The organism is Raineyella antarctica (assembly GCF_900092135.1).
Lineage (GTDB): Bacteria > Actinomycetota > Actinomycetes > Propionibacteriales > Propionibacteriaceae > Raineyella > Raineyella antarctica.
The window spans coordinates 91,264-114,695 of the sequence record NZ_FMYF01000009.1 but is presented as its reverse complement, the minus strand read 5'-3'; the positions used below and the strand labels follow the sequence as shown (position 1 = coordinate 114,695).

23 protein-coding genes are annotated in these 23,432 nt (G+C 71.2%); 14 read left to right on the top strand and 9 right to left on the bottom strand.

What is annotated here, in order from left to right:
- The first annotated feature begins 138 nt into the window (after positions 1-138).
- A complete protein-coding gene (locus GA0111570_RS13255) occupies positions 139-2,340 on the top strand; it encodes a heavy metal translocating P-type ATPase (protein WP_092612252.1) in 2,202 nt (733 codons plus the stop codon).
- On the opposite strand, the gene GA0111570_RS13250 is transcribed toward GA0111570_RS13255, so the two are convergent.
- The gene (locus GA0111570_RS13250) at positions 2,326-3,315 is read right to left on the bottom strand and encodes a DUF808 domain-containing protein (protein ID WP_092612157.1); all 990 of its coding nucleotides are present in this window, start codon (positions 3,313-3,315) and stop codon (positions 2,326-2,328) included. The two genes, GA0111570_RS13255 and GA0111570_RS13250, sit on opposite strands and share 15 nt — an antisense overlap.
- A gap of 130 nt (positions 3,316-3,445) precedes the next feature.
- Here GA0111570_RS13250 and GA0111570_RS13245 point away from each other — a divergent pair, with 130 nt between their 5' ends.
- Positions 3,446-4,096 carry a DUF1345 domain-containing protein gene (locus GA0111570_RS13245; protein WP_092612154.1) on the top strand — a complete coding sequence of 217 codons (651 nt, stop codon included), beginning with the start codon at positions 3,446-3,448 and terminating at the stop codon, positions 4,094-4,096.
- A 15-nt stretch (positions 4,097-4,111) separates the two neighbouring features.
- On the opposite strand, the gene GA0111570_RS13240 is transcribed toward GA0111570_RS13245, so the two are convergent.
- Complete coding sequence (locus tag GA0111570_RS13240) at positions 4,112-5,011, bottom strand: universal stress protein (protein ID WP_092612151.1); 900 nt, start codon at positions 5,009-5,011, stop codon at positions 4,112-4,114.
- 77 nt (positions 5,012-5,088) lie between these two features.
- Positions 5,089-5,748 carry a DedA family protein gene (locus GA0111570_RS13235; RefSeq protein ID WP_175557488.1) on the bottom strand — a complete coding sequence of 220 codons (660 nt, stop codon included), beginning with the start codon at positions 5,746-5,748 and terminating at the stop codon, positions 5,089-5,091.
- Between the two features lie 178 nt (positions 5,749-5,926).
- Here GA0111570_RS13235 and GA0111570_RS13230 point away from each other — a divergent pair, with 178 nt between their 5' ends.
- A complete protein-coding gene (locus tag GA0111570_RS13230; protein WP_217634169.1) occupies positions 5,927-6,472 on the top strand; it encodes a DinB family protein in 546 nt (181 codons plus the stop codon).
- A gap of 9 nt (positions 6,473-6,481) precedes the next feature.
- Here the strand turns inward: GA0111570_RS13230 and GA0111570_RS13225 are convergent, their stop codons facing one another.
- Positions 6,482-6,811 (bottom strand): hypothetical protein, encoded by a 330-nt coding sequence (locus GA0111570_RS13225; protein WP_092612142.1) that lies wholly within the window; start codon positions 6,809-6,811, stop codon positions 6,482-6,484.
- A 221-nt stretch (positions 6,812-7,032) separates the two neighbouring features.
- Here GA0111570_RS13225 and GA0111570_RS13220 point away from each other — a divergent pair, with 221 nt between their 5' ends.
- A complete protein-coding gene (locus GA0111570_RS13220) occupies positions 7,033-7,698 on the top strand; it encodes a hypothetical protein (RefSeq protein ID WP_092612139.1) in 666 nt (221 codons plus the stop codon).
- 28 nt (positions 7,699-7,726) lie between these two features.
- Here the strand turns inward: GA0111570_RS13220 and GA0111570_RS13215 are convergent, their stop codons facing one another.
- Positions 7,727-9,007: an alpha-amylase family glycosyl hydrolase gene (locus GA0111570_RS13215; RefSeq protein ID WP_092612136.1), complete on the bottom strand. Its 1,281-nt coding sequence runs from the start codon at positions 9,005-9,007 to the stop codon at positions 7,727-7,729.
- Between the two features lie 67 nt (positions 9,008-9,074).
- On the opposite strand from GA0111570_RS13215, the gene GA0111570_RS13210 reads away from it, so the two are divergent.
- The 3 genes from GA0111570_RS13210 to GA0111570_RS13200 all read left to right on the top strand — a co-directional run bounded on the left by GA0111570_RS13210 (position 9,075) and on the right by GA0111570_RS13200 (position 12,525).
- Entirely contained in the window at positions 9,075-9,692 is a 618-nt protein-coding gene (locus GA0111570_RS13210) for a TetR/AcrR family transcriptional regulator (protein ID WP_092612134.1), read from the top strand.
- A gap of 87 nt (positions 9,693-9,779) precedes the next feature.
- Positions 9,780-11,474 (top strand): ABC-F family ATP-binding cassette domain-containing protein, encoded by a 1,695-nt coding sequence (locus GA0111570_RS13205; RefSeq protein ID WP_092612131.1) that lies wholly within the window; start codon positions 9,780-9,782, stop codon positions 11,472-11,474.
- A 154-nt stretch (positions 11,475-11,628) separates the two neighbouring features.
- On the top strand, positions 11,629-12,525 hold the full coding sequence (locus tag GA0111570_RS13200) for a DMT family protein (RefSeq protein ID WP_092612128.1): 897 nt from the start codon (positions 11,629-11,631) through the stop codon (positions 12,523-12,525).
- Positions 12,526-12,547: 22 nt separating this feature from the next.
- On the opposite strand, the gene GA0111570_RS13195 is transcribed toward GA0111570_RS13200, so the two are convergent.
- Positions 12,548-13,594: a glycosyltransferase family 2 protein gene (locus GA0111570_RS13195; protein WP_092612125.1), complete on the bottom strand. Its 1,047-nt coding sequence runs from the start codon at positions 13,592-13,594 to the stop codon at positions 12,548-12,550.
- On the bottom strand, positions 13,595-14,836 hold the full coding sequence (gene glf / locus GA0111570_RS13190) for a UDP-galactopyranose mutase (RefSeq protein WP_217634168.1): 1,242 nt from the start codon (positions 14,834-14,836) through the stop codon (positions 13,595-13,597). It abuts the gene before it with no gap.
- A gap of 268 nt (positions 14,837-15,104) precedes the next feature.
- Between glf and GA0111570_RS13185 the strand changes: the two genes are divergently transcribed.
- Positions 15,105-15,911 (top strand): COG4705 family protein, encoded by an 807-nt coding sequence (locus tag GA0111570_RS13185; RefSeq protein ID WP_217634167.1) that lies wholly within the window; start codon positions 15,105-15,107, stop codon positions 15,909-15,911.
- A 10-nt stretch (positions 15,912-15,921) separates the two neighbouring features.
- Positions 15,922-16,656, top strand: a complete 735-nt coding sequence (locus GA0111570_RS13180) for a queuosine precursor transporter (protein ID WP_245703204.1) — start codon at positions 15,922-15,924, stop codon at positions 16,654-16,656.
- Positions 16,657-16,727: 71 nt separating this feature from the next.
- Here the strand turns inward: GA0111570_RS13180 and GA0111570_RS13175 are convergent, their stop codons facing one another.
- Entirely contained in the window at positions 16,728-18,500 is a 1,773-nt protein-coding gene (locus tag GA0111570_RS13175) for a glycoside hydrolase family 15 protein (RefSeq protein WP_092612119.1), read from the bottom strand.
- A gap of 125 nt (positions 18,501-18,625) precedes the next feature.
- Between GA0111570_RS13175 and GA0111570_RS13170 the strand changes: the two genes are divergently transcribed.
- Positions 18,626-19,642 (top strand): SDR family oxidoreductase, encoded by a 1,017-nt coding sequence (locus GA0111570_RS13170; RefSeq protein WP_092612116.1) that lies wholly within the window; start codon positions 18,626-18,628, stop codon positions 19,640-19,642.
- Positions 19,642-19,959: a hypothetical protein gene (locus tag GA0111570_RS13165; protein WP_092612113.1), complete on the top strand. Its 318-nt coding sequence runs from the start codon at positions 19,642-19,644 to the stop codon at positions 19,957-19,959. Before GA0111570_RS13170 ends, GA0111570_RS13165 begins: the two co-directional genes overlap by 1 nt.
- Before the next feature lie 79 nt (positions 19,960-20,038).
- Here the strand turns inward: GA0111570_RS13165 and GA0111570_RS13160 are convergent, their stop codons facing one another.
- On the bottom strand, positions 20,039-20,524 hold the full coding sequence (locus GA0111570_RS13160) for a MarR family winged helix-turn-helix transcriptional regulator (protein ID WP_092612110.1): 486 nt from the start codon (positions 20,522-20,524) through the stop codon (positions 20,039-20,041).
- Positions 20,525-20,626: 102 nt separating this feature from the next.
- Between GA0111570_RS13160 and GA0111570_RS13155 the strand changes: the two genes are divergently transcribed.
- Genes GA0111570_RS13155 through GA0111570_RS13145 form a run of 3 tightly spaced genes read left to right on the top strand, consistent with a single transcriptional unit; the run spans position 20,627 to position 23,417 of the window.
- Positions 20,627-21,148: a hypothetical protein gene (locus GA0111570_RS13155; protein ID WP_217634166.1), complete on the top strand. Its 522-nt coding sequence runs from the start codon at positions 20,627-20,629 to the stop codon at positions 21,146-21,148.
- Positions 21,145-21,789, top strand: coding sequence for a gluconate 2-dehydrogenase subunit 3 family protein (locus GA0111570_RS13150; protein ID WP_092612107.1), 645 nt, complete (start codon positions 21,145-21,147; stop codon positions 21,787-21,789). The genes GA0111570_RS13155 and GA0111570_RS13150 overlap by 4 nt, the downstream gene beginning before the upstream one ends.
- Positions 21,789-23,417, top strand: a complete 1,629-nt coding sequence (locus tag GA0111570_RS13145) for a GMC family oxidoreductase (RefSeq protein WP_092612104.1) — start codon at positions 21,789-21,791, stop codon at positions 23,415-23,417. Before GA0111570_RS13150 ends, GA0111570_RS13145 begins: the two co-directional genes overlap by 1 nt.
- Positions 23,418-23,432 lie beyond the last annotated feature (15 nt).

Below are 23,432 nucleotides of genomic sequence, written 5' to 3'. Positions count from 1 at the left end.
CACCCCCATCCCCCGATCCGCCCGAAGCCCCGCTCCAGGCCACCGAAAGGAACGACGTTGTCCGCAACGAAGGTTGAGTCGATCCATGTGCCCACGGCTCTGGGCCACCTGTCCGGCATCGAGCTGGAGCTGGGTGGGATGACGTGTGCGTCCTGCGCCAACCGGATCGAGCGCAAGCTGAACAAGCTCGAGGGCGTCACCGCGACCGTCAACTACGCCACCGAGAAGGCCCACGTCACCGTCCCCGAGGGCTACGACCCAGCCCTGCTGGTGGCGACCGTCGCGGAGGCCGGGTACACCGCGACCCTGCCCCGGCCCGCGGGCACCGACACGGACCAGGACCTCCCGGACCGGCGCGACGTCGAGTTGACCGCGCTGCGCCAGCGACTGGTCGGTGCCGTCGTGCTGTCGGTGCCGGTGATCCTGATGGCGATGGTTCCGGCACTGCAGTTCACCAACTGGCAGTGGCTCTCCCTGGCTCTGGCCTCCCCGGTGATCGTGTGGGCCGCCTGGCCCTTCCACAAGGCGACCTGGACCAACCTGCGCCACGGCAGCGCCACGATGGACACCCTGGTCTCGGTCGGCACCGGTGCGGCCTTCCTCTGGTCGCTGTACGCACTGTTCCTCGGCACCGCGGGCATGCCCGGGATGAAGCACGCCTTCGAGTTCAGTGTCCGGCCGACCGACGGTGCCTCCAACCTCTACCTGGAGGTCGCCGCCGGTGTGGTGATGTTCCTGCTGGCCGGCCGCTACTTCGAGAAGCGGTCCAAGCGGAACGCCGGTGCGGCCCTGCGCGCCCTGCTGGAGCTCGGCGTCAAGGACGTCGGGGTGCTCCGCGGCGGGGTCGAGACGCGGATCCCGGTGGAGGACCTGCGCGTCGGCGACGATTTCGTCGTACGTCCCGGGGAGAAGATCGCCACCGACGGCGTCGTCGCCTCCGGCAGCTCGGCGGTCGACGCCTCGATGCTGACCGGGGAGTCGGTGCCGGTCGAGGTCCGAGAGGGCGACCCGGTCACCGGCGCCACCGTCAACGCCGGGGGCCGCCTCGTGGTGCGCGCCACCCGGGTGGGCTCGGACACCCAGCTCGCCCAGATGGCGCGGATGGTCGAGGAGGCCCAGGCCGGCAAGGCCCAGATCCAGCGCCTCGCCGACCGGATCTCCGGAGTCTTCGTCCCGATCGTGATCGCGGTCTCGGTGGCGACCCTCGGCACCTGGATCGGTGCGGGCTTCCCGGTCACCGCCGCCTTCACCGCGGCCGTGGCCGTCCTGATCATCGCCTGCCCGTGCGCGCTCGGGCTGGCCACGCCGACCGCCCTGCTCGTCGGGACCGGCCGCGGTGCCCAGCTCGGCATCCTGATCAAGGGGCCGGAGGTACTGGAGTCCACCCGCCGGGTCGACACCATCGTGCTGGACAAGACCGGCACCGTGACGACCGGCACGATGACGCTGGTGGAGGCATACGCCACCGAGGGCACCACCAGCGAGGAGGTGCTGCGGATCGCGGGAGCGGTCGAGAACGCCTCCGAGCACCCGATCGCCCGCGCCATCGCCCGCGGCGCCCAGGACCGGACCGGCCGGCTGCCCGCGGTCGACGACTTCGCCAACCTCGAGGGCTTGGGCGTGCGCGGCACCGTGCAGGGGCGTACGGTCCTGGTCGGTCGGGCCCCGCTGCTCGACGAGCAGGGCATCGTGGTGCCGGCGGACGTCGTCGCGGCCCAGAGGGAGGCCGTCGCGCAGGGCCGGACCGCCGTGCTGGTCGCCTGGGACGGGGTGGCGCGGGGTGTGCTGTCCGTGGCCGACGAGATCCGCCCGACCAGCGAGCAGGCCATCCGCCAGCTGGTCGCCCTGGGCCTGACCCCGGTGCTGCTGACCGGTGACAACCGTACGGTCGCCGAGCAGGTCGCCGGCCAGCTCGGGATCGACCGGGTGATCGCCGAGGTGCTGCCCCAGGACAAGGTCCGCGTGGTCGAGGAGCTGCAGGCCGAGGGCCGGGTCGTCGCGATGGTCGGCGACGGGGTCAATGATGCCGCCGCCCTCGCCCGGGCCGACCTGGGACTGGCCATGGGCACCGGCACCGACGCCGCGATCGAGGCGGCCGACCTGACGCTGGTCCGCGGCGACCTGCGCGCGGCGGCCGATGCGATCCGGCTGTCCCGGCGCACCCTGGGCACGATCCGCGGCAACCTGTTCTGGGCCTTCGCCTACAACGTCGCCGCGATCCCGCTGGCCGCCCTGGGCCTGCTGAACCCGATGCTCGCCGGTGCCGCGATGGCCCTGTCCAGCGTGTTCGTGGTCAGCAACAGCCTGCGGCTGCGCGGCTTCCGCTCACTTATCGCCTGAGCTCACCGCCGCCGGGGCGTCGGGCTCGTGGACGTCATGGCGGTTCAGGGGCAGCATGTGGACGATCCCGGCCAGCACCGCTCCGACCGCGAGGCCGACGATCGCCGAGCCGAGGGTGTCGAGGAGCCAGGCCAGTACGGCGCCGACGCCCGGCACCGCGTGCACCGGTTCGGTGACCAGGTGCAGCAGCCCGTACGGGGCGTGCCAGCCGAGCTTGTCGGTGCCGGTGAGCAGGATGTGGCCACCGACCCAGAGCATCGCGACCATGCCGATCCCCGACAGCGCGTCCAGCACCTTGGGCATCGCCGCGACCAGCAGGCTGCCGAGGCGCCGCTGGCCGGCGGACTCCTTCTCCTCCAGGGCCAGGCCGATGTCGTCCAGCTTCACCAGCAGCCCGACCGCGCCGTAGACGATCACGGTCATCAGGATCGCCACTGCCGCGAGGGTGAGTGCCTTGGAGACCAGGCCCATCCCGCCCTCGGCGCCGCCGTTGAGACTGGTCAGCGAGATCACCATGATCTCGGCGGAGAGGATGAAGTCAGTCATGATCGCGCCCTTGACCATCTTCTTCTCATGGACGGCGCCGAGCGAGGACACCGGTTCACGACCGGCGTGCTTGCCCTCACCGGCCGGGGGCGCCTCCTTCTTGTGGCCGCCACCGACGGCCTCCATCACCTTCTCGGCGCCCTCGAACGACAGGTAGAGGCCCCCGAGCATCAGCAGCGGTGTCAGCACGATGGGAAGGAAGTGGTCGAGCACCATCAACACGACGATCAGGATCGCCTTGTTGACCAGTGATCCCCGGGCGATCTTCCAGATGATCGGCAGCTCCCGGGACGGGTGGATGCCCGAGACGTACTGCGGGGTCACGGCGGCATCGTCGACGACGACAGCGGCGGCCTTCGTGCTGGTCGCGCTGGCCGCCTTGGCGATCAGGGCGACGTCGTCCAGCAGCGCGGCGAGTCCACCGGCCATGGGTTACCTCCAGGGGGCATCGTGGGTACGGGGTACGTACGTGAAGCTAGCAGTCGGCTGTGGCACACCTGCCGCTCAGTGCCGATCCAGGCAGGGCCCCTAGGCTGTCGCCGGACATGAGGAGATCGAGATGAGTACGCGTCCTGTCCATCGCCGGGTCCTGTTCCGGCTGGCCGTCAGTGCCCTGGTGGGCATCGCAGCCGGGGTGGTCGTGCAGGCCCTCTGGCGCGCCGAGGCAGCCGGAGTGGCCGGCTGGATCGTCACCGCGGCGGTCTACTGCCTGTGGACCTGGGCGATCATCGGACGGCTCGACGGGGCGGCCACCCGCGCCCATGCGACCGAGGAGGACCCGGGCCGCGGGTACGGCGACGTGATCCTGCTGTTCGCCGCGCTCGCCAGCCTGGTCGGCGTCGGTGTCCTGCTCGCGGCCGGCTCGCAGACGGGCCCCTCCTCCATCGTCGAGACCGGACTCGGGCTGCTCTGCGTGGCGTCGTCCTGGTTCCTGGTCCACGTGGTCTTCACCATCCGCTACGCGCAGCTGTACTACGAGAACGGCGGGGGCGTCGACTTCAACCAGAGCGAGGATCCCGATTTCCGGGACTTCGCCTACCTGAGCTTCACGCTGGGGATGACGTACCAGGTCAGTGACACCGACATCACCGACCGGACCATCCGCCACACGGTGCTGCGCCACACGCTGCTCAGCTACCTGCTGGGCGCGGTGGTACTGGCCTCCACGGTGAACCTGGTGGCATCGATCGCGTCGAACTCGGGGCACTAGCCGGCTGTCGGCCAGCTAGTCCTCGGCGGGTGGGACCACGCACACCAGTGAGGTGCTGCGGCGGACGAGCTGGTCGGCCACCGAGCCGAGGACTGCACGGGTGACCAGGTTGCGGCCGTGTGTGCCGACGACCAGGACACGTACGGGGCGGGAGCCGGCCAGCTCGAGCAGCGCCTCGGCCGGATCCGCCCCATCGAGCAGGATGTGCTCGGCCTCCGGCCGGCCGAGCTCGCCGGCGGCCCGGCCCAGCAGCTCGTCCGCATCCATCAGTCGCTTGTTCTCCTGCAGTTGGGCCAGTCCGTCGTCGGGCAGGCCCTGGACCGCCGGACGGGTCACGGTGGCCACGGCCACCGGCAGGGACGGGTCGAGGACCCCTAGCGCCGAGGCGGCGGCGTGCACCGACCGCTGCGAGTCGTCCAGGCACAGCACGACCGGGCCGTCCGGGGTGGTGGGGACCTCGTCGCCGCCGACCAGCACCGGGCAGGGGGCGTGCCGGACCAGGTGATCCGACACCGATCCGAGCACGAACCTCGCCCCTGCGCCGAGTCCCCGCGAACCGACCACGACCAGGGCGGCCCCGGTCTGCTCCAGCAGGGCCGTCACGTACGAGGTCACCTCGCCCAGTTCGACCCGGGTGTCCTCCTCGGGGACGCCGAACCGTTCGGCGGCCACCGCCACCACCCGGTGGGCCTCGTCCAGCGCGTCCGCCTGGGCGAGGATCATCCCCTCGATCGGCACCGTCGAGAGGGTCAGCGCGTCGGCGGCGATCCCGACCGGGGTGGCCACCGGGGGTTCCGGCACGATGCTGACCAGCAGGGGACGCAGCCGGGTCCGGTCGACCAGGGCGAGCCCGGCCTCGATCGCCCGCAGCGACAGCTCCGACCCATCCGTACAGCACACGACGATGTCACTCATGGCACACTCCCGCCCTCGGGTCCCTTCCAGCACGGTAACCCCGCGGGTTCGGCCCCGTCAGACGATCGGCCGGCGCCTCACTCCGCCGTCGGGATCTCTCCGGCAGCGAGCCGTTCCCGGGCGTACGCCTCGACGCGGTGGTCGAAGGTGCGCGCCAGTACCCGCCCCCCGACCAGGCCGACGACGAGCAGGACGAGCAGCAGCACCCACGCCCCTCCGGCGAACCAGCTCTCCGCCGCGGTCCCCAGCAGGTGGATCCCGACCGTGATGATGCCGGCCCAGCAGGCGGCGCCGGAGGCATTGGCGAGCAGGAACCGCGGGTAGGTCAGGTGGAGCATGCCGGCAAGCGGCCCGGCCAGCATCCGCAGCAGCGCGATGAAGCGGCCCACGAAGACGGTGCCCATGCCGTAGTGCTCGAACAGGTACTCGGCGTACGCGACGCGGTCGGCGGAGACATGGCGTGGGAAGCGGCGGCCGAGGCGTACGAGCAGCGCCGGACCGTACCGGCGGCCGACCGAGTAGCCGAACGAGTCGCCGAGCACCGCTCCGCTGAACGCCGCGACGAAGACCCAGACCGCCGAGACGTGCAGGGCCGCATGGGTGCTCATCACGGCTCCGGTGATCAGCGCCGTCTCCCCGGGGACCGGAACGCCGACGCTCTCGATCGCCACCAGCAGCCCGATCACCAGGTACACGGCGAGCGGGGGGATGGTCTGGAGGAACGAGATGATCGACATGCGGCTCCCGTGAGCAGGATCCCGGAGCTGACCGGGCGGACGCTGGCAGCTTAGTTCGCGCATCTGAGGGTCGGCCGAGCCGCTGCCCGGAGACGGCCCAGGACGGCCGAGCGCCAAGCGGACGAGTGGCCGACGTCGGCCCTGTGCGGGGCCGCCGTTGGTACCTACGATGGATGGTGTGGATACCGCACACCAGCCCGCTCACAGCACACCGGCCCGTCCCGACACCAGGGACTGGACGTTCGTCATCGGCGAGAGCTGCCCCGACTGCGGGTTCACGCCCGGCCAGCCCCACGCCACGGTGGCGGAGCGGCTGCGCGCCTCGGTCCCCCGCTGGCAGGCCGTTCTGGCGCGGCCGGACGTCGCCGTCCGGCCGGAGCCCGACGTCTGGTCACCCCTGGAGTACGCCTGCCACGTGCTCGACGTCACCCGGGTCTTCACCACCCGGGTGGAGCAGATGCGCTCGCTGGACAGCCCGACGTTCCGTGCCTGGGACGGGGAGCAGGCCGCGGTCGAGGGTGACTACAACGCCCGCGACCCGCGGACCGTCGCCTCCGACCAGATGATCGCAACCGCCCGCGCGGCCGAGCTGTTCGAGGCCCTCGACGAGGATGCCTGGCACCGCCCGGGACTGCGCGGCGACGGGATGCGGTTCACCATCGCCACGCTGGCCGAGTACTGGCTGCACGAGGTACAGCACCACCTGGCCGACGCCGAACGCTGACCAGCGGCCTCAGCTCCTGTCGAACATCAGCTGCGTCGCGGGATGGATGGCGTAGTCGGCCATGAAGTCGAAGACCCGTCGCAACCCGACCCGCTCGGGGTCCTGGTGATAGCCGCGCTGGGCCGGACCGACGTCCGCCCAGTCACCGTCGAAGTCGAACGCCCAGGTGAACATGTCCTCCGCCTCGTCCGCGACCGCGAAGAGGCAGCAGAAACCACGGCGCTCCCGCACCGGGACGATCCGGCGCCAGACGGCCAGGAACTCCGACCATTCCCCGACGATGCTGTACCGGCGCATGATCGCCAGCCGGGTCGCGCTCGCCGGGGTGGCATGGCTCAACGCCTGACCCGCACGGGCCGGACCTTGAGGTTGCCGAAGACGTGCGGTGCCCGCAACCGGTCCAGTTCGGTGGTCCCCGGATCGTCGCGGACGGCCATGGCCAGGGGGCGCATCGTTGGGACCATGCATGGCGCCATGCTGCCACCGTCCCGGTATCGGCCCAGTCGAGGCGCGTACCACCGCACCGCCCAACACGGCACACTGGGCCATAGGAGGGCGCGATGATCGAGTTCACCTGGACCGGAACGGTTGCGGAGTCCCACCTGTGGGCCCGCGAATTGCACAGGTTCTGCGAATCCGCCAGGACCGTCGGTGACCTGCTCGACCACCGCGCCGAGCTCGTGCCCCACCCCCTGCCGCGCGGCGTCTTCCCGGCAGGCAGCACCGACCTGGACCTGCTGGACCAGGTGCTGGCGGCCCGCTCCCGGGCGACCCTCTTCGCCGACGTCCTGTTGGAGCCGCGGGAGGAGATCCGCGAACTCTGCGCCCAGATCGAGTTCACCGATCCGGGCCGCGTCACCGGCTGGGACCGCGACCAGGCGATCATCCAGTTGCCTGCTCACGTGGTCCGGCATGGTCAGATCGTCGACACGGTCGGGTTCGCCGCCGACTGCCTCGACACCCGCCAGCAGGAGTGGGACGAGCTGCGCGAGGGATGGCTGACCCGCCTCGCCGACCACGGCTGGGAGCCGTGCTCGACCGCCTTCCTCACCGCCGCGATGACCGGCTTCCTCGACATCTACCAGCGCCAGTCCGCCCCGCGGATGGACGACGTGGTGCTGGTCGAGAAGCTCTCGGACCACCCGGTCGTGCGCCAGGCGATCGAGGAGCTCCGGCCGCGGAACGACCAGAGGCACCGGCACGACCAGGAGCACCCGCTCGACTAGACACCCGCTCGACCAGGCGCCCGCACCACTAGGCGCCGACCACCGTGCCCAGCCGACCGGCGGCCCGGGCGTCCCAGCCGACCTCGTCATCCCCGGCGTAGACCCGGAACCGGGCGTGCGGGTCCAGGCCGAGCTCGACCCGGACGACCTGGTCCTCCGGACCACGGGACTCGTACGTGAGCCAGGTGCAGTCCTTGCCCACCACCCGGGTGCGGGCGTGAGACAGCCACGGGTGGCGGCGCCGGAACGCGACCAGGTCCTGGTGCAGCCGGTACATCCACCAGCCGTCCGGCGCGAGGTCGGCGGGCGTGGCAGGCAGCGCCGGGCGCAGCGGGTCGTCGGCGCCGGCACCGCTCCCCTTGCGGCCCCGGAAGGCGTGCTCGTCGCCGTAGTAGATGCTCGGTGAGCCTGCGACGGTCATCAGCACCGCCAGGGCCAGCGCGGCACCGGCATCGCCCACGGTGTCGGCGATCCGGTCGACGTCGTGGTTGCCGACGAAGGTCTGCAGGGTCACGGCGGCGGAGAAGGCGTCGTGGCGCTCCAGAGCCCACGCCAGCTCCCAGAGGTTGCGGTCGGCCAGCGCGCTCCAGGAGGCCTTCCACAGCTCGTAGCCGGTGACCGAGTTCAGCGTCCCGGCCTGCGCGATCGCGGCGTAGTCGCCGTGGATCACCTCACCGATGAACACCACCTCGGGGAACTCGGAGCGGACCCGGGCCAGCACCGTCCCCCAGAACCAGGACGGGACCGAGTAGGCGACGTCCAGGCGCCAGCCGGCGACACCGCGGCGCAGCCAGTGCAGCATCACCTCGACCACGAGGTCGGCGACCCGCGGGTCGTCGTGGTTCAGCGGCACCAGGTCCCCGGCGCCCTCCCAGCCGTACGGACGGCCCTCGCCGGTGGACCAGTCGATCCGGACCAGCCCGGCGTGCTCGCCGTGCGGCCCCTCGGCCAGCGCCCGCTGCACCCAGGGGTGGTGCCGGCCGACGTGGTTGAAGACCCCGTCCAGCACCACGGCGAGGCCGCGGCCGACCGCTGCGCCGACCAGGGCGTCGAAGTCGGCCTCGTCGCCCAGACGGGGGTCGATCCGGAAGTGGTCGAGGGTGTCGTAGCCGTGTGCGGTGGAGTCGAACACCGGACCGAGGAGCAGTCCGGAGCAGCCCAGCCCGACGGCGTGGTCCAGCCACCCGGCCAGCTGCGGGAGGCGGTGCACCACGCCCTGGTCGTTCCGGTCCTGCCGGTTGCGGATCGGGGCGTCGAGCGCGCCGAGGGGATAGACGTGCCACCAGATCGCCGAGTCGAGAAGGGTCATCGCAGTCCTTAGTGAGTTGGGCTCAGTACATTGTTGAGGCTAGCTCACTAGCTGGTAGGGTGCAACGATGAGCCCCCGGACCGACCGCGCCCCGCGCCGACGACTCGACGAGGCGACCCGTCGCGCAATGATCCTGGCCGCCGCGGGCGCCGCCTTCGACGAGGCCCCGTACGCCCGGGTCTCGGTGTCCGCCGTCGCCGCCGCGGCGGAGGCCTCCGAGGCACTGGCCTACCGCTACTTCGGGACGAAGGCCGACCTCTACGCTGCGGTGCTGCGCGCCCGACTGGAGGACCTGGCCGACCGCCGGCACGCGGCGGTCGCCGCCCTGCCGGCCAACACCTCGGCCCGCGACCGGGTCGCGGCGGTGCTGGCGATCGAACTCGGCCACGCGGCCGCGCACCCGCTCACCTGGGCCGCGCCATTCCTGTCCGGCAATGAGCCCCCCGAGGCCCTGGTCGTACGCCGGGAGGCACGGGCCATCGACGAGCAGGAGCTCCGGACCCTGCTACGCCCCGCCGAGGGAGCGCGGTACACGTACGCCCTGTGGGGCTGGTTCGGCTTCGTCGACGGCGCCTGCCTGCACTGGGTGCAGGCAGGGTGCCCGCAGGACGAGCGCTGGCCGCTGGTCGAGGCGGCCCTGGGCGCCCTCCAAGGGGCACTCGGCGACTGGGGCGCGCTCGGCTAAAGTGGACCCATGCTGTCCTGAGATCTGAGTCCCTCCCGCGTCCGCGGCACCGCCCGGCGGGAATCCTCACCCTGTCCAAGGATCTCCATGTCTGCAGCGCTCACCCCCTTCGCCACGTCGGCCGCCTCCGGCCCGGACCACCTGCGGGTGGACGGCTTGTCCCGGTCGTTCCCCGACCGTCGGGTGCTCACCGACGTCTCGTTCACCGTCTCCTCCGGCGAGCGCGCCTGCCTGATCGGCGAGAACGGTTCGGGCAAGTCCACCCTGCTGCGGATCGTCGCCGGGCTGGACGAGCCCGATGCCGGGACCGTCTCCGCCCCCGGCCGGGTCGGGCTGTTCCACCAGCAGCCGCCCTTCGCACTGGACCACACCGTCGCGGAGGCCCTCGACGACGCGACGGCCCCGCTGCGCGAGCTCACGCGCCGGGTCGAGACCGAGGGCGAGGCGATGGCCACCGGGGACCCGGCCGCCACTGACCGCTTCCAGGCCGCGCTGGCCGAGGCCGAGCGTCGCCAGGCCTGGGACCTGGACCACCTGCTCGACCGGCTGGTCGACGGGCTCGGCCTGGCCGCGATCCCCCGCGACCGGCCTGCCACGCAGCTGTCGGGCGGGGAGGTGTCCCGCCTCTCGCTGGCCTGGATGCTGCTGCGCCGCCCGGACACGCTGCTGCTCGACGAGCCGACCAACCACCTCGATGAGCGTGCCGCGACCCTGGTCGGCGAGCTGCTGACCGGCTGGTCCGGGCCGGTGCTGATGGCCAGCCATGACCGTGCCTTCATCGACGAGGTCGCCACCACGCTGCTGGACCTGGATCCGGCGCCGCTGCGGCACGCCTCGGTCCGTCACGACGAGGACTCCCCGGGGTCGGGCTTCGGCGTGACCCGGTTCTCCGGCAGCTGCACCGCCTACCTGGCCCGTCGCGAGGCCGAGCACGAACGCTGGGAGCGCCAGTACCGCGACGAGCAGGAGGAACTGGGCCGGCTGCGCGGGCGGGTCCGCGACGACCACACCGTCGGCCACGCCAACCGCGAGTTCCACGCCGTCGGGGTGGCCAAGAAGTTCTACAGCGACCGCAATGCGAAGGTCGTCGCGCGCCGGGTCAACGACGCCAGCACCGCACTGGAGCGGCTCGAGGCCGGCCAGGTGCGCAAGCCGCCGGCGACCCTGCAGTTCGGCGGGCTGGCCGGGCGTCCCTCGTCGCGGGGACGTACGCCGGGGGCGGTGCTGGCCGCCACCTCCGTCGCGGTGCCCGGACGGCTCGCCGCCACCTCGGTCGCCCTCGCACCGGACGCGCGACTGCTCGTCACCGGGCCCAACGGGGCGGGAAAGTCGACCCTGCTGGCCGTACTGGCCGGGGCGCTGGCGCCGGCGAGCGGGTCGGTGACCCGGGTCGGCCGGTTGTCCGTGGCGATGCTCGGCCAGGACGTGGTGCAGCGGGACCCTGACCGTACGGTCCGGGAGACCTATCGCGACGCGGTCGGGGACCGGGCCGAGCAGCGTACGCCGCTGCGTACGTTCGGGCTGGTCGCCGGTCGCGACGAGGGCCGGCCGGTCGGGACGCTCAGCGTGGGCCAGGCCCGCCGGCTAGACCTGGCGATCCTGCTGGCCCATCCACCGGACGTCCTGCTGCTGGACGAGCCGACGAACCACTTCTCGCTGCTGCTGACCGACGAGCTGGTCGCCTCGATCCCGGACTACCCGGGCGCGGTGGTGGTGGCCAGCCACGACCGCTGGCTGCGCCGCGGCTGGACGGGCCAGGAGATCGGGCTGGGCCGAGACTGAGGGCGCAGCCCGAGGCTGGGACAGCGCACGCCGGGGTCATCCCCGTACGGCCCCGGTATGCCGCCCAATCCGCACTCCGCGGGCCCCGACGGACCGAAGTGGCCCTAGGTTGGGAGGAAACGAAAATCATCCTGCACCTCCCGGGAAGCCCGTCGTGGAACAGAATATCCCTCTCGCGATCGCGCTCGTCGTGGTCGGTTCGTTCTGTTACGCCCTGTCGTCGTCGTTCCAGCATCGGGCCGTACGCCGTCAGGTCCGCCGGAATGCCGAGAACCGGCCGGTCGGGTTCCGCGCCCTCTGGGAGGCGGTGCGCTCGAAGCGATGGCTGGCCGGCATGGCACTGCTGGGGACGTCGGCGGTCCTCCAGGTGGCCGCGCTGGCACTGGCGCCGGTCACCGTGGTCCAGCCGGTCGGCCTGCTCGCGTTCCCCTGGTCGATCCTGATCCAGGCCCGCCTGCACCGCCAGCGGGTCCGGGGGCGGGTCGGACTGGCGGTCGCCTTCACCGTGGCGAGCACCGCCGCGTTCACCACCGTCAGTGCCCTGCACGCCGTGACGCAGTCGGCCCTGCACGGCGCGGCCGTGGTGACGGGAGCGCTGGTCGTCTACCTGCTCACGCTGGTCTTCGGGCTGCTGGGGGCCAAGGGCCCCCAGCACTGGCGATGCCTGTTGTGGTCCTCGGGAGGGGCGATGCTCTACGGCCTGGAGGCGGCACTGGTGAAGTCCGTGATCGCCTTCATCCGGACCGCCGACTGGAAACACTCCCCGCTGATGTGGGTCATCCTCGTCGCCCTGGTGATCGGCAGCACCACGGCGGGCTGGATGATCCAACAGGGCCTGGCCACCGGCCCCAGTGAGGTGGTCGTCGGTTCGACAACCATCACCAGCCCGGTGATCGCGGTGGCCTACGGCATCGCTGTGCTGGGCGAGGGACGGCTGATGACGGTGGGCGTGGGCGCGATGATGGGGGTGTTCGCCGCCCTCGCGGTCACCGGCGTCGTCCTGCTGACGCGACTGGACAAGTCCTGGCAGGACCGGGCCCTGCTCAAGTGACCGTCCGGCCGGCCGGACGGGATCAGTTGAAGTGGTACAACTTCTGCGCCAGCCGGTAGCCAGCAAGGCTGAGCCGACGGCCCGCCGGTCCGGGCAGGTTGCTCCCGTACACGATGTGATGGCGCCCCAGCCGGGTGGCCATCTCCGGGTCGTGCCGGTGGAACCGCTCCCACATCTCCCGGCGCTGCTGCAGGCCCTCTTCGCCGCCCTTCAGCAGCGCGATCGTGGAGGAGGCGGCGATGATGAGGGCGAGGTAGCTCGCCATGTAGCGTGCCAGACGCTTGTTCGGCACGTCGTCGGGCAGCCGGTAAGCCTCGAACATCACGTCGGTGATGCGCATCTGCTGGTCCAGCCGGCTGATCATCACCGGCTCGTTGACCGACTGGTCGTCACGTCCGATGAAGTAGGAGTACAGGTCGACCGGCAGGTAGTACAGCGTGCGGACATGGGGCAGCGGCACGTACACGAAGATGTTGTCGACGTAGAACGTGTGCTCGGGAAGCTTCAGCCCACTGTCACGCAACACCTGCGTACGGAACGTCGCGGCGTGCATGAGGATGTTCTGGCCCCGGCCGAAATGGCCGATCTCGTCCCAGCTGAACGGCCGGTTCACCGGCAGGGGGCCGCGGTAGGTGATCACCTTGCGGCTCGCGGTGGCGATGTGTTCGTACACGTAGTTGGTGACGAACAGGTCGACCGGGGTCTCCTTGGAGAGGGAGAGCCGCAGCTTGGTCATCAGGAGGCTGAGTGCGTCGCGGTCGAGCCAGTCGTCGGAGTCGACGACGCGGAAGTAGTGGCCGGTCGCGGCAGCCAGTCCGGCGTTGACCGCTCCGCCATGACCGGCGTTCTCCTGGTGGATGACCCGGATCAGGCCGGGATGGCGCTCCGCCCAGGCGTCGGCCTTGGCCGGGGTGTCATCCTTGGTCGATCCGTCGTTGACGATGATGATCTCGATGTCGTCCGCGCCGACCAACAACGACTCGACACAGTGGTCCATGTAGTCGGCGGAGTTGTAGCACGGGATCGCGATGGTGAGCGTCGGACGGGTCGCCGGCGTTGCGGTGGCCATTCAGTTCTCCTCGAGGAGTCGGTCGGCCAACTCGAGTGCGTTGGCGACGGTGGCATCCATGTTGTAGTAGCGGTACTCGGCCAGGCGCCCGATCGGGTGGAAGTCCGGCAGCTCCCGAGTCAGCGCGACGTAGCGGCCATGCAACGCCAGGTGCTCCGCGTCCAGGACCGGGTAGTACGGATCCATCCCGGCGTCCGGCTCGTAGTCCTTCGGGTACTCACGCACGATCGTCGTACGACCCGGCAACTCCTGGCGGGTCAGGTACTTGAACTCGGTGATCCGGGTGTAGTCCTCGGAGACGGTGTAGTTGACCGTGCCGACCGGCTGGAAGTGGTCCTGCTCGTACGTCTCGAAGACGAAGTCGAGGGAGCGGTACGGCAGTCGCCCGAACCGGCAGTCGAACAGCTCGTCCAACGGCCCGGTGTAGATGACCGTGCCGGCGAACGGCTGCCCGGCGACCTTGACCACACCGGGGGTGGCCAGGTCGAGCACCGCCCGCGCGTCGATACCGGTGTGAACGGTGATCCCGGGGTGGTCGAGCATCCGTCCGATCAGCTCGGTGTAGCCGTCCGTCGGCAGGCCCTGGAACGGGTCCTGGAAGTAGCGGCAGTCCTCGGACAGGAAGACGGGCACGCGCGCGGTGACCGAGGCGTCGATCTTGTCGGGCGTGGTGCCCCACTGCTTGAGGGTGTAGTAGAGGAAGACGTTCCGGTAGACGTACTCGGCGACCTCGGCGAGGTCCGGGTCGGCCTCCTCGCGCAGCTCATTGATCGAGACCTTGGCGCCGTCGCCGAAGCGGGCCACCATCTTCGCGATCAGCTGCTCGCCGCGCTCCGCACCGAACGCCAGGCGCATCGACACCTTGTTGAACGGCACCGGCAGGTAGGTGCCGTGGACGTCCGCCAGCACCTCGTGGGAGTAGCCGTTCCAGCTGGTGAACCGGGACAGGTGATCGAACACCCGGTCGATCCTGGTGTGGAAGATGTGTGGTCCGTACTTGTGTACCAGGACACCGGCGTCGTCGACGTGGTCGTACGCGTTGCCGCCGATGTGCGGGCGCTGCTCCAGGACCAGGACGCGCCGGCCACCGCGCTCGGCGAGTTCCCGGGCCAGCGTCACCCCGGCGAAGCCTGCTCCGACCACCACGGCGTCGTACGCGCTGATGTCCGTGTCTCCGAGGTTCTGGGGACCCACGTCCTGCCCGCCCGCGTCGTCCGCGGTACGGCCTCCACCGGTCTCCACCACAGTCCTGCTCTCCTCATCGCTTGAAGCGGCCACCGACCGGGCCGCTGCGCGAGCGATCGGCCGGTCCGCGACGCCACGGGGCGTCAGCAACACAGTGGCAGTGTGAGAGATGCTAGTGGGCGGGGCGCCCGCATCCTGCATCGGGATGGCATGGATCACATGGGATCGGTGCCGCAGTACCCCCGACCCGGACCGGATGAGTGGAGTCTGAGGAGGGCCGGCCAGGATTCGCAGCGGATGCCCACGGGTCCGTAGCCTCCGGATCGTGACCCTCCTTGCTGAGCCGACCCCTGTCCGCACACTGCGCGCCAAGGTCCCCGCCATCACGGCGCTGTTCTGGATCACCAAGATCCTGACCACCGCGCTGGGCGAGAGCGCCTCGGACTACCTGGTCAACGCGATCGACCCGTACCTCGCGGTGATCGCCGGCTTCGCGCTGTTCGTCCTCGCGATCGTGGCCCAGTTGCGCGCCCGCTGCTACCGGTCGTGGCTCTACTGGGCCACCGTCGGGGCCGTCGCGCTCTTCGGCACGATGGCCGCCGACGTCGTGCACACCCTCGGCGTCCCGTACGGCGCCTCGGTCGCCTTCTACGCTGCCTGCCTGGGCGGCTTGTTCGTGGCCTGGCGACGCGTCGAGGGCTGCCTGGACATCCACAGCATCACCACCACCCGGCGTGAGGTGTTCTACTGGGGCGTCGTGCTGTCGACCTTCGCACTCGGAACCGCGGCCGGTGACCTGACCGCCCACACCTTCCACCTGGGATTCCTCGCCTCCGGCGTGCTCTTCGGCGTGGTCTTCGCCGTGCCGATGTTGCTCGGGCGCGCCGGGCGGCTGGGGAAGGTGGCCGCCTTCTGGGCGGCGTACGTGTTCACCCGCCCGTTCGGCGCCTCGTTCGCCGATTGGCTCGGGAAGGAACCGAAGCTCGGCGGCATCGGCTGGGGCGACCTGCCCGTCTCGGCCGTCCTCCTGGTCCTGATTCTGGCCTGCGTGGCGCTGATCGCCCGCCGCGAACCCGAGGGAGCGGTCGCGGGGGACATCCGGGTGGCCGATCTCCAGGGCGCCACCGCCTAGAATCGCGCCCGTGACCAACCCAACAGACCGCCGGGTGGCGTACGCGGACGCAGGTTCCCCCCACTACGCCACGATGCTCGCACTGATGTGCGTGGTCGTCATTCTCTCGAATATCGGCGGATCCAAGGGCGTCGTCCTCGGCCCGGTCATCACCGACGGTGGTTTCTTCCTCTTCCCGCTGGCCTACATCCTCGGGGACACCATCACCGAGATCTACGGCGTACGGGCTGCCCGCCGCGCGATCGCCGCCGGCTTCCTGACCAGCATCGGGGCGGTCGTCACGTACGCCATCATCATCGCGTTGCCGGGCTTCACCGACGACTACGGCATCGCGAAGCAGGCTGCGCTGGAGACCGCCCTGGGTCCGGTATGGCAGATCGTGCTGGCGAGCATGCTGGGCTTCGTGGCCGGCCAGTCGATGAACTCCTTCATCATGTGGTCCGGCAAGCGCCGCCGGCTGGAGAAGGGCCTGATCGGCCGCCTCGCCGGGTCGACCGGCGCCGGCGAACTGCTGGACACGGTGGTGTTCTGCTCGGTCGCCGCGACCGCCATCGGCATCAGCACCCTCGGCCAGTGGGCGAACTACACGATCGTCGGCTTCGTCTACAAGGTCGCCGTCCAGTACGCGGTGATGCCGGTCACGGCGTACGCGATCCGGGCGATCAAGCGTCGGGAGCCGAGCTACCAGGCGGCCCTGGCGGCCGAGCCCAACACTGCCCCCGCGACCGAGGCCGCGCTGGACTGATCGGGCGTCGACCGACCAGGGCTCGACCGGGCCGGGCCCGGCCCGTCCACGCCTGACCCGTCCGTCCATGCTCAGGCGTGCAGGCCTCCCCACGGCGGAGGCGGCTCGGCCAGCCGGCGGGCGGACTCGAGCATGGCGGCGTGGACGAAGCCCTGCGGGAAGTTGCCCCGCAACTGGCGCTGCTCCACGTCGTACTCCTCGGTGAACAGGCCCGGGGACCCGCAGGCGGCCCGGTTGCGTTCGAACCACCGGGCGGCCTCGAGCGGCTGGTCGCTCTGGTGCAGCGCCATCGCCAGGTCGAACCCGCAGAGCAGGAACGCCCCCTCGGAACGGTCGAGCGGGCGGTCGTCCTGGCGGAAGCGGTACAGGTACCCCTTGCTCGACAGGTCCTTGCGGATCGCCTCGAGCGTGGCGACCGAGCGGGGGTCCTGGGGCGCGAGGGCGCCCCGCAGCACCGGCCGCAGCAGTGAGGCGTCGACGCGCTCGTCGTCGGGGGCCCGCTGCCAGCGCCCGGTCGGATGCAGGCAGTCGGTGGTCACGTCGGCGATCAGGGTGTCGGCCTGGGACGACCACAGGGCCCCCTGGCGGCCCGGCGCGTGCCGGCCGATCGCGCGCAGTCCGGCCGCGCAGATCAGCCGGGAGTGCGCCCACCGGTCGTCGTTCAGCTCCCACATCCCCGCATCGGGCTCGCCGTGGCGCTGGGCGATCGCGTCGGCCGCCACCTCGACCGCCTTCCACTGCTCCAGGTCGAGCCGGTCGTTCTCGGCGGCCGCCGAGAACAACAGCAGCGCCTCGCCGAACACGTCGAGCTGGAACTGCTGGTTGGCCCAGTTGCCGGCCTTGCCCGAGCCGCCCGGGTAGCCCGGAAGGCCCACGTCGCGCTCGTCCGGCACCCGGCCCCCATCGACCGTGTACGCGGGCCGCAACCCTGGTCCGTCCTCCAGCAGCCGGGCGGAGACGAAGCGTACGGCGTCGTCGAGGAGGGGGAATTCCTTGCACGCCGCGACGGCGACGCCGGTGAAGCACTGGTCACGGATCCAGGCGTAGCGGTAGTCGTAGTTGCGCTTCTGCTCGGCCCGCTCCGGCAGCCCCATGGTGGCGGCCGCCACCATCGCGCCTCCCCCGCCGGTCATCCCCCGCAGCACGGCGTACGACTGGCGGGAGTCATCGGCGGCGATGGTGTTGTCGAACCGGGGCACGTCGCGGCGCCAAGCGAACTCGGTGGCGCTCCAGGCCTGGCCCGGATCGACCGACTGGTCAGGAAGCTTCTCGTCGGAGAGTTCCAGGACCAGGTCGTGGTGCTCACCCTCGGGCACCCGGAGCTCGAGCTCCAGCACGCCATCGTGGACCTCCGCCGAATCGCCACCGGTGAAACGGACCCGGAGCGGACCGCTCCGGGCGGTCCAGGTGCCGTCGTCGCGGCGGTGGATCCGGGTCATGGCATGGTGGCCGAACCCCGCGCGGACATCCAGGACGACCCGGACCACCGCGGGGCCCAGCACGGCCCGGATCCGCCGCAGGACGACGGCGTGGTGCGGATCGCCGGGACGAGCGAGCGCCTCACGGGACTCGATGATCCCGGACCCGGTGGTCCAGCGGCTGATCCAGACCAGCGTGCCGTCCTCGTACCGGCCGCCCCACACGTACCGCGGGTCGGCCGGCGTGACGGCGAAGCTCCCCCGGCCGCCCAGCAGGGTGGCGAAGACGGCGTCGTCGTGCCACTGCGGCACGCACATCCAGGCGATGTCACCCCGGGGACCCAGCAGCGCCGCGCGTTCCCCGTCCGCGAGCATCGCGTACTCACGGAGGACGTGGGGCGGGAATTCATCGGCGAGGTCACCCATGGATTAACGATAAAGCGGCCATTGCGTGGGCGCAATCATTGCGTTACCGTCGGAGAGAGACGGCCCGGATCCACGGCTGCCGTGGAGATCGGGCCCTTCCGCTGACAGCCGAAGGAGCGATCCAGATGGAGACAGCAGAACGAATCGTCGTCGTGACGGGCGCCAGTGGGGGCATCGGGCGCGCGACCGCGCGGGCCTTCGGACGACAGGGCGCCGCAGTGGCCCTGCTCGCCCGGGGTGAGGCCGGTCTGGCCGGTGCTGCCGCCGATGTCGAGGCGGCCGGGGGACGGGCCCTGCCGATCAGCGTGGACGTGGCCGACGCCGAGGCCGTGGACGCCGCCGCCGAGCGGGTCGAGCAGGAACTCGGCCCGATCGACGTCTGGGTGAACGTCGCCTTCAGCTCGGTCTTCGCCCGCTTCGACGAGATCCGGCCCGAGGAGTTCAAACGGGTCACCGAGGTCAGTTACCTGGGGTACGTGTATGGAACGATGGCGGCGCTGAAGCGGATGCGCCCCCGAGACCGCGGCACGATCGTCCAGGTCGGGTCCGCCCTGGCCTATCGGGGCATCCCGCTGCAGTCGGCCTACTGCGGCGCCAAGCACGCCATCCAGGGGTTCAACGAGTCGCTGCGCACCGAACTGCTGCACGAGCGCAGCAAGATCCACACCACGATGGTCCAGATGCCGGCGGTGAACACCCCCCAGTTCTCCTGGGTCCTCTCGCGCCTGCCGCACCACGCCCAGCCGGTCCCCCCGATCAAGCAGCCGGAGGTGGCCGCCCGGGCGGTCGTCTATGCCGCAGACCACCCGGAGCGCCGCGAGTACTGGGTCGGCAGCAGCACCGCGTTGACGCTGACCGCGAACGCCATCGCCCCCGGCATCCTCGACCGCTACCTCGCCCGGACCGGCTTCTCCTCCCAGCAGACCTCCCAGCCCAAGGACCCGGACCAGCCGGTGAACCTCTGGGAACCGGCCGACGACATCGAGGACTTCGGCGCCCACGGCATCTTCGACGACAAGTCCTCGCCCCGCAGCGTCCAGCTGTGGGCCTCCCACCACCACGGCACGGTGTTCGGCGCCCTCGCCGGTCTCGCCACCGCCGGCGCAGGAATCGGCGTGGCGCTGGCTCGAGGCAGGTCGTGATGCGCACCCTGGAGATCGTCCGGGCCGGCTACGGGCTCGTGCTGCTGGTGGCCCCCGACGCCGTCGAGGGCCGGCTGCTCGAGCCTGGCGACCGGCCGGCCCGGATCGCCCTGCGGGTCCTGGGCGCGCGCCACCTGCTGCAGGCCGTCCTCACGGCCGGCGACTCGCACAAGGCGCGTCGCGTCGGCGGGACGGTCGACGTGGTGCATGCCCTGAGCATGCTGGCGCTCCTCGCCGAACCGGATCGCGGACGACGCGTCGCCGCCGCGATCAGTGCCGTGGCTGCCTTGGCCCTCGGCGTGGCGGAGCTCCGATGAGCGTACGGAGCGGCCCCCGGCAGCACTGTCCCGGGATCGGGTCCGGCCAGCCGCCCGACCCGAGGGTGAGCGGGGGCTGTCAGCCGCCCGACCCGAGGGTGAAGCGGCCGTCCTCGATCCCCTCCCCGCCTGCTGCGGCGGCGAAGCTGTCCATCGCCTCGGCCACGTCGTTGCGGGAGGCGGCCGGCATCCGCTCCAGCACGTCGGCGATCGCCCGACGTCGGTGGTCGAGGACCGTCCCGACGAGCGCGCGGCCCGCCTCGGTCAGGTCCAGCTGCACGTACCGGCGATCGACCAGGTCCTCCCGGCGGCTGAGCAGTCCCGCACTGACCAGTCGGTCGCACGTACGGGTCGCATTGGAGGCATGGACGCCCAGTTCCCGGGCGACCGCCCCCAGGTTCTGCGGCCCGCGGAGCGCGACCAGCACCAGGACGCGCAGTTGCGGGCTCGTCACCCGGTCCTCCACCTCGACCACGGAGCGCGCCGCGACCCGGAGCAGCACATCGGCGGCCTTCAGCACCGCCTCGACCTGGGCCGGGCGTTCGCCGAATCGCGAGCTCTCCATCCCCACAGTATTACCTCAGCCATTGCGCGTGCGCAACGATTGCGTCGGCCGTCCGGCTCGTCCTGCGCCACGGCCCCGAGCCCGAGCCCGAGGAGGACTCCGATGACGTCCGCCACCAAGAGCCTGCACCGCCGCAGCCCCGTACGCCTCGGCGCCGCGAGGCGCGTGGTCCGGGAGAAGCGCCCGATCGCCACCCAGCACGGCATCGACCGCTGGGTGAAGAACATCGAGACCGGCCGCTTCGAGCGGTCCCTGTCGGCGCTCACCGCCCTCGGCGCCGTGGTCACCGCTCTCGAGATCTTCTTCGAGCACGACAAGGCCAGCTTCGGCAACCGGTGGATGTGGGTGCCCGTGGTGCTCGGCCCGTTCGGGGCAGCGGCCGGGGTCGCCGGCTTCTTCAGCCGCCGCCTGGCGAAGACGTTCCTGCCCCTGGTCAGCGCCACGATCGTCGCGAACGGACTGCAGGGTACGTACCTGCACCTGCGGGGCGTCGCCCAGAAGCCCGGAGGATTCTCCAACCTGCGCTACAACCTCGAGATGGGCCCGCCGGTCTTCGCTCCGCTGCTGGTGACGATGGTGGGCGGGATGGGCCTGCTGGCCGCGGTGCTGAGGCGGGAGAAGTGAACGGCCTGCCGCTCTCGCCCGAGGGTGGCGGCGGCCGCTACCCCGGCTTCACCACCGTTGACCAGGCGGACCACTGGGACAAGGTGACCGAGGGCGTCGTCCTGTCCCGGCTCGGCCGCCCCGTCGACATTCGCTTCTTCACCCCCCGCGAGGAGGCCATCGCGACCGCCCTGTTCGACCGGCTGCTCGACCAGCAGGCCGACCCCCGCATCCCGATCGTCAACATGGTGGACAGCCGGCTCGCCGAGTCCCAGACCGACGGCTGGCGCTATGCGGACATGCCCGAGGACGGGCAGGCCTGGCGGGAGACCTTGGCTGCGCTGGACGAGGACGCGAACGACGCGTACGGCCATGGCTTCCCCGAGGCCTCCCGCGCGGAGCAGGCGGTGCTGCTCGACCGGATCCAGGACCTGGCCTCGAAGCCGTGGCACGGCATGACCGCGTCCCGGGTGTGGAGCCTGTGGACGCGCTACGCCTGCACCGCCTTCTACTCCCACCCCTGGGCCTGGGACGAGATCGGGTTCCCCGGCCCCGCCTACCCCCGCGGCTACAAGAACCTCGGCGTCGATCGGCGCGAGCCCTTCGAGGTGGCGGACATCCGCCCCGAGGAGGACCCGATCCGAGCGGAGGAGAACCCCTGATGTCTTCCGTACGGGACCGCAACGAGTCGGCCTGGCTGCTGCCCCCCTATCCGGGGCTCGACCACCGGCTGCGCGAGGACATGCACCGGTTCAAGGACGACGACGAGGTCGACATCGTCATCGTGGGCTGCGGTGCCGGCGGCTCCACCCTGCTGCAACGCCTCACCCGCGCCGGCTGGAAGGCCGTCGCCCTCGACGCCGGGCCGTTCTGGGACCCCCAACGCGACTGGGTCAGCGACGAGGCGGGCTCCCACCACCTGTACTGGACCGAGCCGAGGGTGATCGACGGGACCGACCCGGTCCCCCTCGGCTCCAACAACTCCGGACGTGGCGTGGGCGGCTCGATGATCCACTACGCGGGCTTCACCCCGCGCTTCCATCCCAGCGACTTCCACACCTTCTCCCGCGAGGGCATCGGCGCGGACTGGCCCGTGGACTACCAGGACCTGCGCCCCTACTACGAGCAGATCGAGCAGGAGTTGCCTGTCGCCGGTGAGGACTGGCCCTGGGGTGACCCGCACTCGTACCCGCAGACCGCGCACCCCGTCTCGGGGAACGGGGAGGTGTTCCTCCGGGGGGCGTTCGCCCTCGGCATCACCGCCAAGGTCGGACCGGTCGCCATCTCCAACGGACGCTTCGGCAACCGGCCGCACTGCATCTACCGCGGCTTCTGCCTGCAGGGCTGCAAGGTCAACGCCAAGGCCTCGCCGCTGATCACCCACATCCCCGATGCGCTGGCGCACGGTGCCGAGGTGCGCGCCGACGCCATGGTGACCCGGATCGGCTACGACGAACGGACCGGGCGGGCCACCGGCGTGCACTACCTGCGCGGCGGGCGGGAGCACTTCCAGCGCGCCCGCGTGGTCGCCGTCGCCGGCTACTCGATCGAGACCCCGCGGCTGCTGCTCAACTCGGCCTGCCAGCGCTTCCCCGACGGAATGGGCAACGACTTCGACCAGGTCGGCCGCTACCTGATGGTGCAGGGCGCCCCGCAGACCGCCGGCCGCTTCGACCAGGAGGTGCGGATGTACAAGGCACCCCCACCCGAGGTCAGCAGCGAGGACTTCTACGAGACCGACCCCTCCAAGCCGTACAAGCGGGGCTTCTCGATCCAGACCGTCTCCCCGCTGCCGATCACCTGGGCCGAGCACGTATCCGCCCAGGGCCACTGGGGGGCCGACCTGCGCCGCTACATGACCGACTACCCGCACTGGGCCTGCCTGGGGGCGCTGTGCGAGTTCCTGCCCCAGGCCGACAACCGGGTCACCCTCGCCGAGGAGAAGGACCGGTACGGCCTGCCCGTCGCCCGGTTCAGCTACAGCCAGTGCGACAACGACCGGATGCTCATGGACGCCGCGCAGTCCGTCATGGAGAAGATCCTCAAGGCCGCGGGCGCCGACGAGGTGATCACGATCAAGCGCTTCGCGCACCTGGTCGGCGGCGCCCGGATGGCGGCGGACGAACGCCACGGGGTGGTCGACGCCACCGGCCGCAGCTTCGCCGTTCCCAACCTCTACATCACCGACGGGAGCGTGCTGCCCACCCAGGGCAGCGCCAACCCCGCCCTCACCATCATGGCGGTCGCCGCCAGGACCGCCTCGATCCTCGCGAATCGCAAGGGAGCATGACCCATGTCACCGAAA

Coding starts and splice junctions, on each gene's coding strand:
- GA0111570_RS13255 (WP_092612252.1), top strand. CDS start 139: ATGACGTGTGCGTCCTGCGCCAACCGGATCGAGCGCAAGCTGAACAAG.
- GA0111570_RS13250 (WP_092612157.1), bottom strand. CDS start 3,315: ATGGCCGGTGGACTCGCCGCGCTGCTGGACGACGTCGCCCTGATCGCC.
- GA0111570_RS13245 (WP_092612154.1), top strand. CDS start 3,446: ATGAGTACGCGTCCTGTCCATCGCCGGGTCCTGTTCCGGCTGGCCGTC.
- GA0111570_RS13240 (WP_092612151.1), bottom strand. CDS start 5,011: ATGAGTGACATCGTCGTGTGCTGTACGGATGGGTCGGAGCTGTCGCTG.
- GA0111570_RS13235 (WP_175557488.1), bottom strand. CDS start 5,748: ATGTCGATCATCTCGTTCCTCCAGACCATCCCCCCGCTCGCCGTGTAC.
- GA0111570_RS13220 (WP_092612139.1), top strand. CDS start 7,033: ATGATCGAGTTCACCTGGACCGGAACGGTTGCGGAGTCCCACCTGTGG.
- GA0111570_RS13215 (WP_092612136.1), bottom strand. CDS start 9,007: ATGACCCTTCTCGACTCGGCGATCTGGTGGCACGTCTATCCCCTCGGC.
- GA0111570_RS13210 (WP_092612134.1), top strand. CDS start 9,075: ATGAGCCCCCGGACCGACCGCGCCCCGCGCCGACGACTCGACGAGGCG.
- GA0111570_RS13205 (WP_092612131.1), top strand. CDS start 9,780: ATGTCTGCAGCGCTCACCCCCTTCGCCACGTCGGCCGCCTCCGGCCCG.
- GA0111570_RS13195 (WP_092612125.1), bottom strand. CDS start 13,594: ATGGCCACCGCAACGCCGGCGACCCGTCCGACGCTCACCATCGCGATC.
- GA0111570_RS13175 (WP_092612119.1), bottom strand. CDS start 18,500: ATGGGTGACCTCGCCGATGAATTCCCGCCCCACGTCCTCCGTGAGTAC.
- GA0111570_RS13170 (WP_092612116.1), top strand. CDS start 18,626: ATGGAGACAGCAGAACGAATCGTCGTCGTGACGGGCGCCAGTGGGGGC.
- GA0111570_RS13165 (WP_092612113.1), top strand. CDS start 19,642: ATGCGCACCCTGGAGATCGTCCGGGCCGGCTACGGGCTCGTGCTGCTG.
- GA0111570_RS13160 (WP_092612110.1), bottom strand. CDS start 20,524: ATGGAGAGCTCGCGATTCGGCGAACGCCCGGCCCAGGTCGAGGCGGTG.
- GA0111570_RS13155 (WP_217634166.1), top strand. CDS start 20,627: ATGACGTCCGCCACCAAGAGCCTGCACCGCCGCAGCCCCGTACGCCTC.
- GA0111570_RS13145 (WP_092612104.1), top strand. CDS start 21,789: ATGTCTTCCGTACGGGACCGCAACGAGTCGGCCTGGCTGCTGCCCCCC.